At 49.5% G+C, this 16,158-nt stretch carries 14 protein-coding genes; all 14 read left to right on the plus strand.

Annotation, left to right across the window (positions count from 1 at the left end; genetic code table 11):
- Positions 1-24: 24 nt before the first annotated feature.
- Positions 25-2,361 (plus strand): methyl-accepting chemotaxis protein, encoded by a 2,337-nt coding sequence (locus ACPXV9_RS07155; RefSeq protein WP_423895766.1) that lies wholly within the window; start codon positions 25-27, stop codon positions 2,359-2,361.
- Between the two features lie 101 nt (positions 2,362-2,462).
- Positions 2,463-5,585, plus strand: a complete 3,123-nt coding sequence (locus ACPXV9_RS07160) for a methyl-accepting chemotaxis protein (protein WP_423895767.1) — start codon at positions 2,463-2,465, stop codon at positions 5,583-5,585.
- 81 nt (positions 5,586-5,666) lie between these two features.
- Positions 5,667-6,488 (plus strand): CheR family methyltransferase, encoded by an 822-nt coding sequence (locus ACPXV9_RS07165; protein WP_423895768.1) that lies wholly within the window; start codon positions 5,667-5,669, stop codon positions 6,486-6,488.
- Between the two features lie 31 nt (positions 6,489-6,519).
- A complete protein-coding gene (gene cheD, locus ACPXV9_RS07170; RefSeq protein WP_423895769.1) occupies positions 6,520-7,155 on the plus strand; it encodes a chemoreceptor glutamine deamidase CheD in 636 nt (211 codons plus the stop codon).
- A 110-nt stretch (positions 7,156-7,265) separates the two neighbouring features.
- Positions 7,266-8,315, plus strand: a complete 1,050-nt coding sequence (locus ACPXV9_RS07175) for a protein-glutamate methylesterase/protein-glutamine glutaminase (RefSeq protein ID WP_423895770.1) — start codon at positions 7,266-7,268, stop codon at positions 8,313-8,315.
- Between the two features lie 123 nt (positions 8,316-8,438).
- A complete protein-coding gene (locus ACPXV9_RS07180) occupies positions 8,439-8,744 on the plus strand; it encodes an STAS domain-containing protein (protein WP_423895771.1) in 306 nt (101 codons plus the stop codon).
- Positions 8,745-8,834: 90 nt separating this feature from the next.
- On the plus strand, positions 8,835-10,541 hold the full coding sequence (locus tag ACPXV9_RS07185; protein ID WP_423895772.1) for an ATP-binding SpoIIE family protein phosphatase: 1,707 nt from the start codon (positions 8,835-8,837) through the stop codon (positions 10,539-10,541).
- A 57-nt stretch (positions 10,542-10,598) separates the two neighbouring features.
- Positions 10,599-10,934: an Hpt domain-containing protein gene (locus tag ACPXV9_RS07190; RefSeq protein WP_423895773.1), complete on the plus strand. Its 336-nt coding sequence runs from the start codon at positions 10,599-10,601 to the stop codon at positions 10,932-10,934.
- Positions 10,935-11,062: 128 nt separating this feature from the next.
- Positions 11,063-12,520 carry a flagellar hook-length control protein FliK gene (locus tag ACPXV9_RS07195; RefSeq protein WP_423895774.1) on the plus strand — a complete coding sequence of 486 codons (1,458 nt, stop codon included), beginning with the start codon at positions 11,063-11,065 and terminating at the stop codon, positions 12,518-12,520.
- 246 nt (positions 12,521-12,766) lie between these two features.
- Positions 12,767-13,300, plus strand: a complete 534-nt coding sequence (locus ACPXV9_RS07200) for a flagellar basal body-associated FliL family protein (protein WP_423895775.1) — start codon at positions 12,767-12,769, stop codon at positions 13,298-13,300.
- A gap of 50 nt (positions 13,301-13,350) precedes the next feature.
- Complete coding sequence (fliM, locus tag ACPXV9_RS07205; RefSeq protein ID WP_423895776.1) at positions 13,351-14,406, plus strand: flagellar motor switch protein FliM; 1,056 nt, start codon at positions 13,351-13,353, stop codon at positions 14,404-14,406.
- A 2-nt stretch (positions 14,407-14,408) separates the two neighbouring features.
- Positions 14,409-14,855 carry a flagellar motor switch protein FliN gene (fliN, locus tag ACPXV9_RS07210; RefSeq protein ID WP_423895777.1) on the plus strand — a complete coding sequence of 149 codons (447 nt, stop codon included), beginning with the start codon at positions 14,409-14,411 and terminating at the stop codon, positions 14,853-14,855.
- 18 nt (positions 14,856-14,873) lie between these two features.
- Positions 14,874-15,314 carry a flagellar biosynthetic protein FliO gene (gene fliO / locus ACPXV9_RS07215; RefSeq protein ID WP_423895778.1) on the plus strand — a complete coding sequence of 147 codons (441 nt, stop codon included), beginning with the start codon at positions 14,874-14,876 and terminating at the stop codon, positions 15,312-15,314.
- Between the two features lie 8 nt (positions 15,315-15,322).
- Entirely contained in the window at positions 15,323-16,150 is an 828-nt protein-coding gene (gene fliP, locus ACPXV9_RS07220; protein ID WP_423895779.1) for a flagellar type III secretion system pore protein FliP, read from the plus strand.
- Positions 16,151-16,158 lie beyond the last annotated feature (8 nt).

Raw genomic sequence — 16,158 nt, forward strand, 5'->3', positions numbered from 1 at the left:
TCTGGGGTTTGGAGAGAGGAAATTATGGGCGTTTTACAAAATCTGTTTGGCGGTAATGATTCGGGATTAAGCAGTGTAAGAATTCATGAATTGAAAGAGATGATGGCTGCTATCGATAACACCCAAGCGGTCATTGAGTTCAATTTGGATGGCACCATTCTTACTGCCAATAACAATTTTCTTGGGGCGATGGGCTATACCCTGCCTGAGGTTCAGGGGCAGCACCACAAAATGTTTGTGGAGCCTGATTACGCTACGTCTGCAGAATACCAACAATTCTGGGCAATGTTGAATCAAGGGCGTGGCGATGTTGCCGAGTATAAGCGTCTTGCCAAGGGTGGGCGTGAAATTTGGATTAAGGCCTCGTACAACCCTATCTGCGATTCCACGGGCAAGCCCTATAAAGTGGTTAAATTTGCTCAGGACATAACCGAGCAAAAAAAACAGGCAGATGTATCAAGCGCGCTCAAACTTTGTCAGGCCAATGTCATGCTGGCTGACAACAATATGACGATTGTCTATATGAATGAGCAGGTGGAAACCATGTTGCGCCACCGCGAAGCGACTTTACAGAAAGCATTGCCCAGTTTTCGTGTTGACACCCTGATTGGTACCAATGTAGATGGTTTTCATGTCAGCCCGGGACATCAACGAAATATTATTGCCAATTTGACCCAGCCTTACGTAACCGACATCAATGTTGAAGGCTTGAGCTTCAAGTTGACCGCAACCCCCTGGAAGAATGCTGCCGGCGTTCGTATTGGTACTGTGATCGAGTGGTATGACCAGACTGAAGAACTGGCCAAGAAGGCAGAAGAAACACGTGTGGCCAATGAAAATGCCCGGGTTAAACAGGCCCTTGATGCCGTGACTACCAATGTCATGATCGCCGATGACAAATTCGACATCATTTATATGAACGGGGCCATTGTCGATATGATGGCTAATGCCCAGTCGGATATCCGCAAGGATCTGCCGAACTTTGATACCGGCAAATTGATTGGCTCAAACATCGATGTATTCCATAAGAATCCTGCCCATCAGCGTCACATGCTTGAGCGTTTACAGGGCACTCATCGGGCTCAGATTACTGTGGGGGGTCGGAGCTTCGCCTTAGTGGCTAATCCGATTACGGTGGACGGTGAGCGTATTGGTACTGTGGTCGAATGGAAGGATCGCACCGATGAAGTGGCAATTGAGCAGGAAATTGATGCGGTAGTTGATGCCGCCTCTGCCGGTGATTTCTCCAAACAAATCAGTATGGCTGGCAAAGAGGGCTTCTTCGCCAACCTCAGTCACGGTTTGAATACGTTAGTGAGCACGGTAGAAGTGGCATTGAATGATGTGCTGCGCATGCTGGGTGCTATGGCCAAAGGTGATTTGACCGAGAGAATTACTCGTGATTATCAAGGTTCTTTTGGTCAGTTAAAAGATGATTCAAACACCACAGCCGATAAACTGACTGAGGTGATTGGCAATATCCGCAGCTCGGCACAGGCCATTACCTCCGCTGCCAACGAAATAGCTCAAGGCAATGCCGATCTGAGTCAACGCACCGAAGAGCAGGCTTCTTCTCTTGAAGAGACGGCATCAAGCATGGAAGAGATGACTTCGACGGTACGCCAGAGCTCTGAAAATGCCCAGCAGGCTAACAGCTTGTCTCAAGCCGCTCAGGATAAAGCGGTAGAAGGTGGCGAAGTGGTCAGTCGCGCTGTCAGTGCGATGGATGAAATCAATGATTCCAGTAAAAAGATCTCCGATATTATTGGCGTAATTGATGAGATTGCTTTCCAAACCAACCTTTTGGCATTGAATGCTGCAGTTGAGGCTGCCCGTGCCGGTGAGCAGGGGCGGGGTTTTGCTGTTGTGGCGGGTGAAGTTCGAAATCTGGCTCAGCGTTCAGCCGCTGCGGCAAAAGAAATTAAAGAGTTGATTCGTGATTCGGTCTCCAAAATAGCAGATGGCTCACAGTTAGTTAATGAGTCCGGTGAGACCCTGACCGATATTGTTTCTGCGGTAGAGCAGGTGAGCACCATGATGCGCGAAATCAGTGAGGCCGCCCAGGAACAGTCCTCTGGTATCGATCAGGTTAATACCGCGGTGTCACAGATGGATGATATGACTCAGCAAAATGCGGCGCTGGTAGAAGAGGCGTCTGCGGCCGGTGAAGCCATGGCTGAGCAGGCACGGAATATGAGTAGCATGATGGACTTCTTTGTTGTCAGTGGTCATGGAGCGGTCTCCGCCGCGTCGGTTGCTGCGGCTCCGGCTGGCGATGATATTCACTCCTATCAATCTCCGGCGGGTTATTCTTCCGGCAGTACCACAAGCAGTATGGATGATGAGTGGGAAGAGTTTTAAGCGGATTCGATGGCCCGAGAGGCTTCTATCTGTCGGTCTAAGATTACTAATGGCTAACACAAACGGGCTGTCGGTATTGAAGGTATGAAAAAGGTGTGACTATGAACAGTAACAGTTCCTACACGAATTTCTTTGAACGCGTCAATTTTCTACGTAACTATAACGTAGGGATTAAGTTTCTTGTCGCTGCGTCAATGGCGTTTGTTCTGGTCATTTTCCTTATGTATCAGGTTATCAAGGCCAGTCTTGATACCATTGAGTTCAGTTCCAAAGAACGTTTGGGTACAGAGTATCTGTTGCCGCTGTACAACACGATTCGCTATATTCAGGTTCACCGAGGAACAACCAATGCGTACCTCAATGGCAACGCTCAGGCGAGATCGAAAGCGCTGGCGGCGAGGCCAAAAGTGGCTGCAGGTTTCGCAGACATTGATAAAGCTATCAGTGAGTATGGCGATCAGATGGAGATTGCGAGCAAGGTCGAAAACATTAAATCTGATTGGCAATCTCTCGAACAGCGAGCCTTTAATGGTCCGGCTGGTGGTGTATTCAAGTCCCACACTGAAATTGTAGAAGACCTGCAGCAAACCATTATTCAGGTTGCTGATCTGAGTAACTTAACACTGGATCCCGAGCTCGACAGTTTTTATCTGATGGAAATTATCAGCTTTCGTCTGCATAAGCTGATTGAGGCCATGGGAGTGGCTCGGGGTAAAGGCGCTGGCGTTATTGCTTCTGGTGATCTTCAGCAGAGCCGCGTTTTTCCGCTGGCCCTGTTACTGGGACAGATTGATGTGAAGGGATTAAATTCTTCATTAGATTCTGCCTATGCTGCCAATAGCAGCTTGAGATCCAAGCTTAATGCCGATGATGCGATCAAAGCCATCAGTGGTTTTGAACGAGAGTTGAACGTACTGGTGAACACGCAGAGCACGACGTTAACCTCCTCTGAATATTTTTCGCTGGGTACTCAGGCCATAGACGAAATGTTTGATCTGGCTCAGGTAGTCAATGCCAACTTGCAATCGCTACTGGATCAGAGAGTCAGCAATTTACGTGGGAATTTCTGGTTTGTTTTGGCGATCACATTAGTGTTTGTCGCCGCTGTAATTTTTGTGATGCTGGTGGTAATTACGGGTATCCGAATGCCTCTGGCTCGTTGTCAGGATGCACTGGCATCCATCGGTAATGGCAATCTTGATAACATTATCCCTATCAGTGGAGATGATGAAATTGGCAGTATCGCCAAATCTATTGATGATATGCAGCAACTGTTGAAAGATCGCAATCAGAAAATGGCGGAAGCAGCGGCTCGAATGGAACGGATCACTCAAGCTCTGGATGCGGTAACCACCAATGTCATGATTGCCGATGAGAACTACGACATCATCTATATGAATGAAGCCATTGGCGAGATGATGGGTAATGCTCAGGCGGATATTCGCAAAGACCTGCCCAACTTTGATACCGCAAAGCTGTTGGGTTCCAATATCGATGTATTCCATAAAAATCCGGCTCATCAGCGCCATATGCTCGAGCGTCTGCAAGGTACCCACAGGGCTCAGATCAATGTGGGTGGGCGCACCTTTGCCCTCGTGGCCAATCCCGTGATTGTTGAAGGGGAGCGAATTGGGACTGTGGTGGAATGGGATGATCAGACTGAGCGTTTGGCCAGAGAATCCGAAGAGCGTCGCATTGCCAATGAAAATGCCAGAGTAAAACAGGCTCTGGATGCCGTCAGTAACAACGTGATGATCGCCAATGATCAATTCGACATCATTTATATGAACGAAGCAATCATTGAGATGATGGCCAATGCTCAGGCGGATATTCGCAAAGATTTGCCGAATTTTGATACTGCAAAACTGATTGGTTCCAACATTGATGTATTCCATAAAAATCCATCTCATCAACGCCATATGCTTGAACGCCTGCAAGGCACTCACAGGGCTCAAATCAATGTGGGTGGTCGAACCTTTTCACTGGTAGCCAACCCGGTTAATGTTGAGGGAAAACGCATTGGTACCGTGGTCGAGTGGAATGATCGTACCAATGAAGTTGCCATTGAAAATGAGATTGATGCTGTAGTTGATGCGGCGGCCGCAGGTGATTTTTCCAAGCAAATCAATATGGCAGGCAAGGAGGGCTTTTTTGCCAACCTGAGTCATGGTTTGAATACTTTGGTGAGTACCGTTGATGTTGCTCTGAACGATGTGATTCGAATGCTGGGTGCCATGGCCAAAGGGGATTTGACCGAGCGGATTACCCGCGATTATCAAGGAGCTTTTGGTCAGCTCAAAGACGATACCAATACAACGGCCAATAAGTTGACCGAGGTGATAGGGAATATTCGCAGTTCAGCAGAGGCTATCACTTCGGCAGCCAATGAAATTGCTCAGGGTAATGCAGATTTAAGTCAGCGCACGGAAGAGCAGGCATCCTCACTCGAGGAAACCGCCTCCAGCATGGAGGAAATGACTTCTACGGTTCGCCAGAGCTCAGAAAATGCCCAGCAGGCCAACCAGTTGTCGCAAAGTGCTCAGAGCAAAGCCGTCGAGGGCGGCGATGTTGTGGGTCGTGCGGTCAGCGCCATGGACGAAATCAATGATTCCAGCAAGAAGATTTCCGACATCATTGGCGTCATTGATGAGATTGCTTTCCAGACCAATCTTCTGGCTTTGAATGCGGCGGTTGAGGCAGCCCGAGCGGGTGAACAGGGGCGTGGTTTTGCGGTAGTGGCCGGTGAAGTGCGGAATCTGGCACAGCGCTCGGCAGCGGCTGCCAAAGAGATCAAAGAGCTGATTCGAGATTCCGTGGCAAAAATTACGGATGGGTCAGAGCTGGTCAATGAATCGGGGGCGACTCTCAAGGATATCGTATCTGCGGTAGAGCAGGTGAGCGCCATGATGAAAGAGATCAGCGAGGCCGCCCAGGAGCAATCTTCAGGTATTGATCAGGTCAATACCGCGGTATCGCAAATGGACGATATGACTCAGCAAAATGCCGCACTGGTGGAGGAGGCCTCTGCGGCGGGTGAAGCCATGGCTGAGCAGGCCCGCAGTATGAGCGCAATGATGGACTTTTTTGTGGTAAGCGGATCAATGGCGTCTGATCGTTCACCAGCTACTGTGATTGGGAGTTATGTGAATACCAGTCCGGTAACAACTGGTTCATCGACAGGCAGACGCCCTGAAGCAACAGACGATGAATGGGAAGAATTCTGAGTGGTATTCAGTATGGTCAGCATCTGATGTACTGAATATCGATTACAGTTGATTATGGTTAGAGACTCTGAAGAAATGCACATGGCGAAAGAATTCCCCATGAGCAATAAAAACTTTGATGAGATTAAGCGTATCGCTTATGAAATCACGGGTATTAATCTCACTGACCAGAAAAAAAACATGATATACAGCCGCTTGGCTCGCCGTATTCGCGCCAATGGCCTAAACAGTTTTGATCAATATTGTGCCCTGTTGGCGCAAGCTAATAGCGGCGAAACCACCGAGTTTATTAACGCTATTACCACCAATCTGACCTCGTTCTTCCGTGAAGGTCATCATTTCGACTTTCTGCAGGAAACCGTCTTTCCTGAACTCTTAAGGAAAAATGCATCGACACATCGGGTGCGTTTCTGGTCAGCGGGATGCTCTACCGGTGAAGAGCCTTATTCCATAGCCATGTGCCTCAAGGAAAAAATGCCCATCAGTTCATGGGATATTAAATTGCTGGCCACAGATCTAGACAGTAATGTTGTGGCTCATGGTAAAGCCGGTGTCTATAATCTTGACAGAACTGATGGTATTGGGGACTCGCGTAAAAAACGCTGGCTGCTTAAAGCAGCTGATGCCAAGAGCGTGAGAATGAAGACCGAACTGCAGGATTTAATTACTTTCAAGCAGCTGAATTTGCTACATGACTGGCCTATGAAAGGCCCGTTTGATGTGGTTTTCTGTCGAAACGTTGTGATCTATTTTGACAAGGAAACCCAGAGAACCCTGTTTGATCGCTATGCCAATATTCTGGCCCCCGGGGGCTACCTTTTTATTGGTCATTCGGAAAATCTGCACAAGGTATCTGATCGATTTAAATCGGTGGGTCGCACGATTTACCAGAAAATCAGATAATCTTCTCCATTCTGAGTAGTTGAGGAGTTTTGTGAATAACCAACATCCACTGCCAAAGCCTTTGCCGGGATTTGAGCACGTTAACCGCTATTGGGACAGGCAGCAAAAAGTGCCTGCCGCCAAGATATTACCAGGTCAATTTTATATCAGCGCTCAGGGTGAGATGATCTCTACGGTACTCGGTTCCTGTATTTCTGCCTGTATCAGGGATAAGCGCTTGGGTATTGGTGGTATGAATCATTTTATGTTGCCGGAATCGGCTGATGGTAAAGGCAGCTGGGAAACCGATTCGGTAACAGGAGCGTCTTCACGCTATGGCAACTGGGCCATGGAATATCTGATTAACGCAATCATCAAACAGGGTGGCAAGAAATCCGACATGGAGGTCAAGTTGTTTGGCGGTGGTGCGGTTCTGGCCAATATGTCCGATGTGGGCGCCCGAAATATCGAGTTTGCACGCAGTTATCTGGAGCAGGAGGGGTTGACGATTACTGCTCAGGACGTCGGCGGCCCGTTCCCACGCAAGGTCCTTTATTTTCCTGATACGGGTTCGGTGAAGATGCGAAAACTGAAAACCCAGCGTAATGATACGGTTGAGCGTCGTGAGAAAGAGTACATTCAATCCATTACCAGCAAGCCTGCAGCGGGTGATGTCGAACTTTTCTGATTTATTGATTTGTATCGCGGCGTCATGGCCGCGAGGCTGCTATAACTAGATTTGGCTTCGAGCCTGAATGACTATAAATCCAGCGCTAAGTGATAGGGATAAATGACTGTATGAGTAGTGCCAAGACCATCAAAGTTCTTATTGTGGATGATTCCGCTCTGGTAAGGACCCTGTTGACTGAAATCCTTCAATCCGAGAACGGCATTGAAGTGGTTGGAGCCGCTCAAGATCCTTACGAAGCCAGGGAAATGATCAAGCGACTGAATCCGGATGTACTGACCCTAGATATTGAAATGCCAAAGATGAATGGCATTACATTTCTGGGAAATCTGATGCGGTTGCGACCTATGCCCGTGGTGATGATCTCCACCCTGACCCATGCCGGTGCTCCAGCTACACTCGAGGCTCTGGAACTTGGGGCGGTCGATTTTCTGCCCAAACCCAAAGGCGAGAGTGGCGCTTCACTGACCGATTACCGTGCCACCATTGTCAGTAAAGTGCGGGCCGCGGCTTCAGCCAACTTGTCCGGGCGCGACAGTGATTGGTTGGAGCAGACTCCTGTCGCCAAGGCTGATGGCAATATTCGGGCAAATTTTGTCTGTGCCATTGGGGCCTCCACCGGCGGTACCGAGGCCATCAAGGATGTCTTGAGGGTTTTACCCAAGCAGTCACCACCGATACTGATTACCCAGCATATTCCAGCGGCATTCAGCACGTCATTTGCCGAACGTCTGGACAATAATTGCGAGATAAAGGTATTTGAAGCAGAAGATCAGCAACCTGTAAGGGCTGGCTGTGCCTATCTGGCGCCGGGTGACAAGCATTTGCTGCTGGCCCGCTCCTCATACGGTTATGTCTGTAAGCTGCTGGACAGCGATCCGGTAAACCGCCACAAGCCTTCGGTCGAGGTGTTATTTGACTCGGTAACTGAAGTGGCGGGCAAGAATGCCATGGGTGTGATGTTGACTGGTATGGGAGCTGATGGCGCCGAAGCCATGCTGAGGATGAATCAGGCGGGCTGTTTTACCACCGCCCAGGATGAAAAAACCAGCGTGGTCTGGGGTATGCCAGGTGCAGTAGTGAAATTAGGCGCTGCCAGCAAGGTGCTGCCGCTGAATAAGATTGCCAGAGAAATCATCCAACAAGGCTACAGTAAATAGTGAGTTTGACAGGGCCTATTTGACGTTCAATAATCGGTGTAAGCTTTTTAGGCAGTATCCGGATTCGAGGACGCTTCCGGACGTTTGACAATAAAAACAATGGATTTATAAAAGAGGCAGTTTATGGGAATTCAATCTCATGTATCGAAAGATGGCAAAGAGTTAACCATTTCGATCCATGGTCGTTTTGATTTCAGTGCGCATCAGGACTTTCGCAACAGCTATGAGTCTGTAGAAGCGCAGCCCTCACTCTTCAAAGTCGATATGAATGAGACCACCTATCTGGACAGTTCGGCACTGGGTATGTTGCTGCTGCTGAGAGACCATGCCGGTGGTAATTCGTCTCATATTGAGATTGTTAATTGCAGTCCCGATGTGAAGAAAATTCTGACCATCTCTAATTTCGAGCAGTTATTCAGTATTCAGTAGATCGTTTTTACAGGGGCCGAGAGATGACAGCAGCTATTGCTTATGGTCCTTGTCTAGCCCCTTTGTTGATTTTGTCCGGGGTGCCTAACCATGTCTGAATCCAGCTCTCTCAAGGTACTGATCGCCGACGACACCGATACCGACCGGATGATTCTGGAGTCCATCGTCAAACGAGAAGGGCATCAGGTGGTCAGTGTCTGTAATGGCGTCGAGGCGGTTAACGCCTACGAGCAAGAGCGCCCGGATATTGTCCTGATGGACGCCCTGATGCCGATCCTCGACGGGTTTGGCGCCGCCAGACAAATCAAAGCCCTTGCGGGCGAAGAGCTGGTCCCTATCATTTTTCTGACCTCTCTCAATGACACCGAATCTTTGGTGAAATGCCTGGATGCTGGCGGCGATGATTTTCTCTCCAAACCCTATAACCGGGTTATCTTGCAGGCTAAAATCAAAGCCTTTTCCCGTATGCGGGAAATGAATATCACCATGCAGGAACAGCGTGATCAGATCGCCCTGCACAACAGTCAATTGCTCAAAGAGCAGGCAGTGGCCAAACATGTGTTTGACAACATCGCCCATACCGGCTGTCTGGGGGCCAGTAACGTCAATTATCTGTTGTCGCCTCTGGCGGTTTTCAATGGTGACATTATTGTTGCGGCGATGCGCCCCTCAGGCAATATGCTGGTGTTACTGGGGGACTTTACCGGGCACGGATTACCGGCGGCAATCGGCGCTATGCCACTGGCCTCGATTTTTTATGGCATGGTGCAAAAGGGTTTCTCGATGATTGATATCCTGCGGGAAATCAATCAAAAGCTGAAACAGATCTTGCCAATAGGGGTGTTCTGTTGCGCGACCATCGTGGATATGGATTTCTCAGGACGTCAGATCAAGGTGTGGAATGGCGGTTTGCCTGACTGCTATATCTATCGCAAAGACAGCGGTCAGGTGGATGCGGTTTCTTCCACTCATCTACCCTTGGGTGTTCTGGATGACAAGGAGTTTCGTGACGATTATCAGACCTTTCCCATGAATCATGGTGACCGCTTTTATATGTGGTCTGACGGTATTATAGAGTCCCGTGGACCTGAGGGGGGGATGTACGGTGAGGATCGCCTGAAAGCGGTTTTTGAGGGCAATCAGCTGCCTGCGGAGGTGTTTGACGAAGTGCTGAAAGATGTCCAAGCCTATATCGGTACGGATGAGCGGGACGATGATATTTCAATGATCGAGCTGGAGATGGTCCCAGCAGACAGCCTTGAAGCTCAGGAGCAGGAGTTTACCAAGCACAACAGCACGGCAGGTTTGATTGAGTGGTCTCTGGATCTGGAATTGAAACCCTCGACCTGCAAAATTTTTGACCCCTTGCCTCTGTTGTTAAATATTCTGGTGGAGGTGCCTGGTCTACGACGCTATAGCGGTGAGCTTTACACCATAATGGCTGAGCTCTATTCCAATACCCTTGAGCACGGTTTGTTACAACTGGATTCCGCTTGGAAGTCAACGGCAGAGGGGTTCACCCGCTACTATACAGAGCGTGAAGAGCGTTTATCGAAGTTGCAGGATGGGGGGATTTCGTTCCAGTTGTCACACCAGACCAGTGCCAATGGTGGCCGCCTTATCATTGTGGTGCAGGATACCGGTCAGGGGTTTTCCAGAGATGAAAACGTGGATCTTGATACCCAGATGTTTGAGCACAGCGGTCGCGGGATTCCATTGGTGAAAAGCCTTTGTGAGACTTTGCGCTATAGTAATAATGGTTCTCGAGTAGAGGCTGTTTTTTCCTGGCAGCAATAACCGGCCTTGCTCAGACTGCTTCTCTTTAATGATTGGGTTTGAATTAGGAAATCACCAATGGGCGATGTTGTTGATACGGAAACTCTGGAAATGCTGAAAGAGGTGATGGAGGATGATTTCCCCCTGCTTTTGCAGACCTTTATCGATGATGCTCTGACACGCATTCCCCAACTGCGAGAACAGCTTGACGCGAATAATGCCGATGAACTCAGGCGCAATGCTCACAGTTTAAAAGGCAGCAGCGGCAATGTCGGGGCAGCTGGGATGACGGAGATCTGTTCACGCCTTGAGTCTCTGGCAAATCAATCACAATTACAGGAAGCCGGCGACATCATTAATGCCATTGAGGCGGAGTTTGGCAGGGTCAGATCTGCTCTCAACGCCTTACTTTAGTTTTGTTGGTGCCGGTTATGTCTTTTGGCACTGTGCTTGCATTTTCACAGGAAAGACCGATTTCGGTCAGGAATTAAAGCAAAGCGGCAGTGGGTTGCCGCTAAACCTGTGGATGTGTGAGAGCTGCAATGAATAGTTATTCCCCCAATCTTGCTGTGAATACGCTGTTGAGTCTGGATACGGCTGCAGAACCCAGAAAAGATACGACACGCAGCAGTGCCCCGGATGATCAGGATTCCTTTGGGCGTATCCTGTCTGAGCAGGATAGACCGGAAGTTGCCAAGCCTCGGAGGGAGCCGGAGCGTCAGGATAAGCCGTCGGACTCGCGGGATTCGCAAACCCAGAAACCAGCTGATCAGGAGCATTCTGCGACCAGAGCGGATAGCCCAAAGCCTGACGATGCGCCTCAAGCTGAGCGGCAAACTGTTGCCGATAACGACGCTGATCGTGCCCCAGAGGATGACACCCAAGAGCAGAGTCAGCCCCAAAGCGCCGACAGCGATGAACCGGTAAGTTCAGAAACCCAAGAATCTGGCACTGAGGATTTGGTGGTGGATTTGGCACTGGTAGCAGAATCAGAGGAATCATCGTCAGTGCCCGCTGAAGGAGAAGCTTCAGTTATTGACTCAGAGGCTGATCCCTCCAGCGAGGTTTTAGAAGCTGACAAGACGATGGCTGAAGAGGTGGTTGCCGTTACAGCGACTCAAGCGCCTTTAGCGAGAGCTGAAACCATCAAGGCGGATGCGTTAAGCCCCCTCTCTCAACAATCTGTGCCCGATGAATTAAAGCCCTATCGGGTCAATGCTGCAGGTAAACCTTTGAATCTCGTTGCCTCAGAAGAGGGGCAGTTGAATCAATCCGGTGAGTCGGCCTTTGTGGAGCTGGCTCTCAAAGGCGGCAAGAAAGAGAGCAGTGCTGCCATTCAACCGGAAACCAAGTCCGCAGCGGTCAGGCAGTTAAGCCAATTGGCTAATCAGTTGGGAGGGCAGCCTGTTGTCAGTACCGAGCAAGCCCTGAAAGAGCTGGCGGCTCGCTCTGAAATGCCGGCAGTAAGGGCAAATACCACAGCTATATCTGCATTGGCGGCTGCCGTATCCCGCGGCACATCCCAGTCGCAACCGGCTTCGGTTTTAACCAACACCAATCCCGCTAATGCATTACAAGCACAGGTGAAAGCCGGCATTGGCCAGCCTAAATGGCAGGCAGTAATCTCTGAGAGAGTTGCCTTTATGGCGTCCCAGAACATCAAATCTGCTGAAATTCAGTTGGATCCCCCGGAACTTGGGCCATTACAGGTTCGCGTGACAGTGAATCAGGATCAGGCCAGTGTGGCGTTTGCCAGTCATCATGCCCAGGTACGCGAGGCTTTAGATCAAACCGCATTTCGCTTGCGGGATATGCTCCAGCAAGAGGGCATGACTCAGGTTGATGTGGATGTTTCCGGTGAGGCCTTTTCACAAGAGTCTGGAGAGGGCGGCTCTAACGGAAATTCAGGCGCCGGCCAGTCTGATTTTGATGCGGAAGAGGCGCAAGAGGTGACTGTAACTGCGCGGGTTTCCAACAGTTTGGTCGATCATTTTGTTTGAGGGTTGTCATTGCTAAGCCATGTTACAGGCACAGTTATACAGAGCTTCTCTGGTAGCTAAATAATCGATTTGATCTCGCCTTGTACGTGAAGCTTGCTGCAAGCCAGAGCAATCTTTGAATTCTCCTATTGTCGTGCTTTAATCAGTTCTCTTTATTGATTAGTGAGAGGCCATCTTGTCTGTTTGTGCAGGCTGGCATAGCTCTTGCTGACTTTTCCTCTTAGACGATATCGACGGACTTTTGACATGGCAGAAGAAAACGCACCAGAGCAGGAAGGACAATCAGGCGGCAAGAAAAAGCTCATCATGTTGATTGTTATAGGCTTGTTGCTGGTTGGATTGTCCGTTGGCGACACTCTGGTCGCTTTGAAGTTTATGGGTGGTGATGCGCCATCCGCAGAGCAAATGGCTGCAGATCAGGCCGCCGCCGAAGCAGAAGCTGCTGAAGCGACAAAGCAGCTGCCGGCGATTTATTACCCTCTCAAGCCCACCATTATTGTGAACTTTAATGCCCGGGGTAAGCAGCGCTATCTTCAGGCCGATGTCAGTCTGATGGTCAGGGAAAATGACGTAGTTGCCGCCATTGAAGAGCACAGCACCATGTTGCAACACGGTTTGTTGATGCTGTTCAGTGGTCAGGACTACACCGAGTTGCAAACCGCTGAAGGTAAAGAGCTGTTGCGCCAATTGGCGTTGGAAGAGGTGCAACGACTGCTGGAGCAGGAAATAGGCAAGAAGGGTGTTGAACAGGTTTTGTTTACCAACTTTGTCATGCAGTAACCCGGTTGCTTACCGAAACGAATAATAGCCAATTGAATTGGGAATAAACGGTGCAGGACTTACTCTCACAAGACGAAATTGATGCCCTGTTGCACGGCGTCGATGACGGCGATATAGAAACCGAATCGGACTCCGACCCTGGTGGGGTCAAGGCCTATGACTTAACCAGTCAGGATCGTATCGTCCGTGGTCGGATGCCAACGCTGGAGATGATCAACGAGCGTTTTGCCCGTTATACCCGGATTAGCATGTTCAATTTGCTGCGTCGCTCGGCCGATGTATCTGCGGGTGGCATCCAGATTCAGAAATTTGGTGAATACGTACACACGCTCTATGTTCCAACCAGCCTCAATATGGTCAAGTTCCGACCATTGCGTGGTACGGCTCTGATCATTCTTGACGCCAAACTGGTGTTCAAACTGGTGGATAATTTCTTTGGTGGTGACGGCCGTCATGCCAAAATTGAAGGCCGGGAATTTACCCCCACAGAACTGCGGGTGGTACAGATGGTCTTGGAGCAGGCATTTGTTGATTTGACCGAGGCCTGGCGTGCGGTCATGCCAATTGACTTTGAGTTTATTAATTCCGAAGTAAACCCATCCATGGCCAATATTGTCAGCCCAAGCGAAGTGGTGGTTGTCAGTACCTTTCATATCGAACTGGATGGTGGCGGTGGTGAGCTGCATATCACCATTCCCTATTCCATGATTGAACCGATCAGGGAAATGCTGGATGCCGGTTTACAGAGCGATACCGATGAGCGTGATGATCGCTGGGTGCATGCCTTACGCAACGATATTATGGATGCCACCGTTGACCTTGAGTGTGAACTGGTTAGGCGGGAAATTACCCTCAGAGACATCAAAGATATGAAACCCGGCGATATCATTCCGATTGAAATGCCGGAGCACCATGTGGTGACGGCCAATAACGTCCCCATGTTCCGAGTCAATATGGGACAGATCGATGGCAATCTGGCGATGAAAGTTGCCGAAACCATCGATCGCTCTTCCGTAAAAAATTCATCTGCGTTAGACGCACTGCAGCGTGAGCACCAGGCCTCTCAGGAAAAAGAGACCGGTAACGCTGTGAACAATGAGGGTTAATTATGAGTGATGAAGACGATTTGATGGGCGGCGAAGAAGGTGATGTTAATCAGGATGCCATGGCCGATGAATGGGCGGCAGCCATGGCTGAGGCCGAAGATTCTGCATCAGATCCCATAGACGATGTCAGTTCTGTGGAACTCGAAGAGTTTGCCCCAAGTGAGCCTCAGGTTGTGCCGGGAGAGGGTAATCCCGATCTGGACACGATTCTGGATATTCCGGTTACCATTTCCATGGAAGTCGGTGCTACCTCGATTACCATTCGCAACCTGTTGCAATTGAATCAGGGGTCGGTCATTGAGCTGGACCGATTGGCGGGTGAACCGCTGGATGTTCTGGTTAACGGCACCTTGATTGCCCATGGTGAAGTGGTTGTCGTAAATGAGAAATTTGGTATTCGCATGACCGATGTGATCAGCCCGTCTGAGCGCATCAAGCGACTGCGTTAATCGAAGCCTGGAGCGGTTATGTCAGTGCAAGCGACCTTTGCGCAGTTGGTTTGTTTATTGTTTGCGGCAATGCCTGTTTCAGTCGTGGCGCAGGTTGCTGATAAGCCCAAGCCTGATGTGATCAATAGCGGCGATCATATTGGTCAGGTTGTTGTTGCTCTGATGTTTGTGGTGGCCATGATTTTTGCGCTGGCCTGGTTTTTCAAAAAAATGGGCCATGGTTCGCTGGTAGGAAGTCAGCACATTAAATTGGTGGCCAATATGCCTCTGGGAACCCGGGAGCGAATTGCTCTTGTTGAAGTGGGTGACAAACAATTGCTGCTGGGTATTACGGCTCACCAGATCAATACACTGCACAGCTTTGATGAACCCGTTGTCAGCAGTGACGATCCTAAAGAGCTTTCTGAGTTCGGTAAAAAGATCAAAGAAATTATTGGCAGCGGCGGGGTTAAGTCGTGAGACTGTGTTTGCCATTTAATCTGAGCTCCAAAAATCTAGCCCTTATTGCATTGCAGTTGTTGGTAGTGTTCGCCGTGGCGGCTTATACGCCAGTGGTGTCTGCTCAAGCGGAACCGCAACTGGCTGAACCTGCCGAGCAACTGCTGCCACTGAAAGCGTTACCGGGGTTGCCGGCCATGTCGGTGCAAACCAACCCCGATGGCACTCAGGAATACACCATAACGCTGCAGATCCTGGCGATCATGACAGTGCTGACACTACTGCCGGCACTGCTGATGATGCTTACCTCCTTTACCCGTATCATCATTGTTTTTGCCATTTTGCGTCAGGCTCTGGGATTGCAGCAGTCACCTTCCAATCAGATATTGATCGGGCTGACGCTGTTTTTGACGTTCTTTATCATGGCACCGGTATTCGAGAAGGTGAACCAACAGGCTCTGCAACCTTATATCAATGAAGAGATTGGTTCTCGAGAAGCCTTTGATCGCGCGACGCGCCCGTTTCATGAATTTATGCTGGCTCAGACTCGGGAAAACGATCTGGACCTGTTTATAGAGCTGGCTGATCGCAGGGATATTCAGGGCCCGGAACAGGTGCCTATGAATATTCTGATTCCGGCTTTTGTAACATCGGAATTGAAAACCGCGTTTCAGATCGGTTTTATCATATTCATTCCGTTTCTGGTGATCGATATTGTCGTGGCCAGTGTATTGATGGCCATGGGTATGATGATGCTATCGCCACTGATTATCTCGCTGCCTTTTAAACTGATGTTGTTTGTATTGGTTGATGGCTGGGCGATGATCGTTGGTACTCTGGCGGCGAGTTATGGCTAAGGGGGATT

The organism is Candidatus Pelagadaptatus aseana (assembly GCF_040362265.1).
Classification (GTDB): Bacteria; Pseudomonadota; Gammaproteobacteria; order Pseudomonadales; family Cellvibrionaceae; genus Pelagadaptatus; species Pelagadaptatus aseana.

Bases quoted from the DNA above. Each gene is read 5' to 3' on its own strand.
- ACPXV9_RS07155 (WP_423895766.1), top strand. From the start codon at position 25: ATGGGCGTTTTACAAAATCTGTTTGGCGGTAATGATTCGGGATTAAGC.
- ACPXV9_RS07160 (WP_423895767.1), top strand. From the start codon at position 2,463: ATGAACAGTAACAGTTCCTACACGAATTTCTTTGAACGCGTCAATTTT.
- ACPXV9_RS07165 (WP_423895768.1), top strand. From the start codon at position 5,667: ATGGCGAAAGAATTCCCCATGAGCAATAAAAACTTTGATGAGATTAAG.
- ACPXV9_RS07175 (WP_423895770.1), top strand. From the start codon at position 7,266: ATGAGTAGTGCCAAGACCATCAAAGTTCTTATTGTGGATGATTCCGCT.
- ACPXV9_RS07180 (WP_423895771.1), top strand. From the start codon at position 8,439: ATGGGAATTCAATCTCATGTATCGAAAGATGGCAAAGAGTTAACCATT.
- ACPXV9_RS07185 (WP_423895772.1), top strand. From the start codon at position 8,835: ATGTCTGAATCCAGCTCTCTCAAGGTACTGATCGCCGACGACACCGAT.
- ACPXV9_RS07190 (WP_423895773.1), top strand. From the start codon at position 10,599: ATGGGCGATGTTGTTGATACGGAAACTCTGGAAATGCTGAAAGAGGTG.
- ACPXV9_RS07195 (WP_423895774.1), top strand. From the start codon at position 11,063: ATGAATAGTTATTCCCCCAATCTTGCTGTGAATACGCTGTTGAGTCTG.
- ACPXV9_RS07200 (WP_423895775.1), top strand. From the start codon at position 12,767: ATGGCAGAAGAAAACGCACCAGAGCAGGAAGGACAATCAGGCGGCAAG.
- fliN (WP_423895777.1), top strand. From the start codon at position 14,409: ATGAGTGATGAAGACGATTTGATGGGCGGCGAAGAAGGTGATGTTAAT.
- fliO (WP_423895778.1), top strand. From the start codon at position 14,874: ATGTCAGTGCAAGCGACCTTTGCGCAGTTGGTTTGTTTATTGTTTGCG.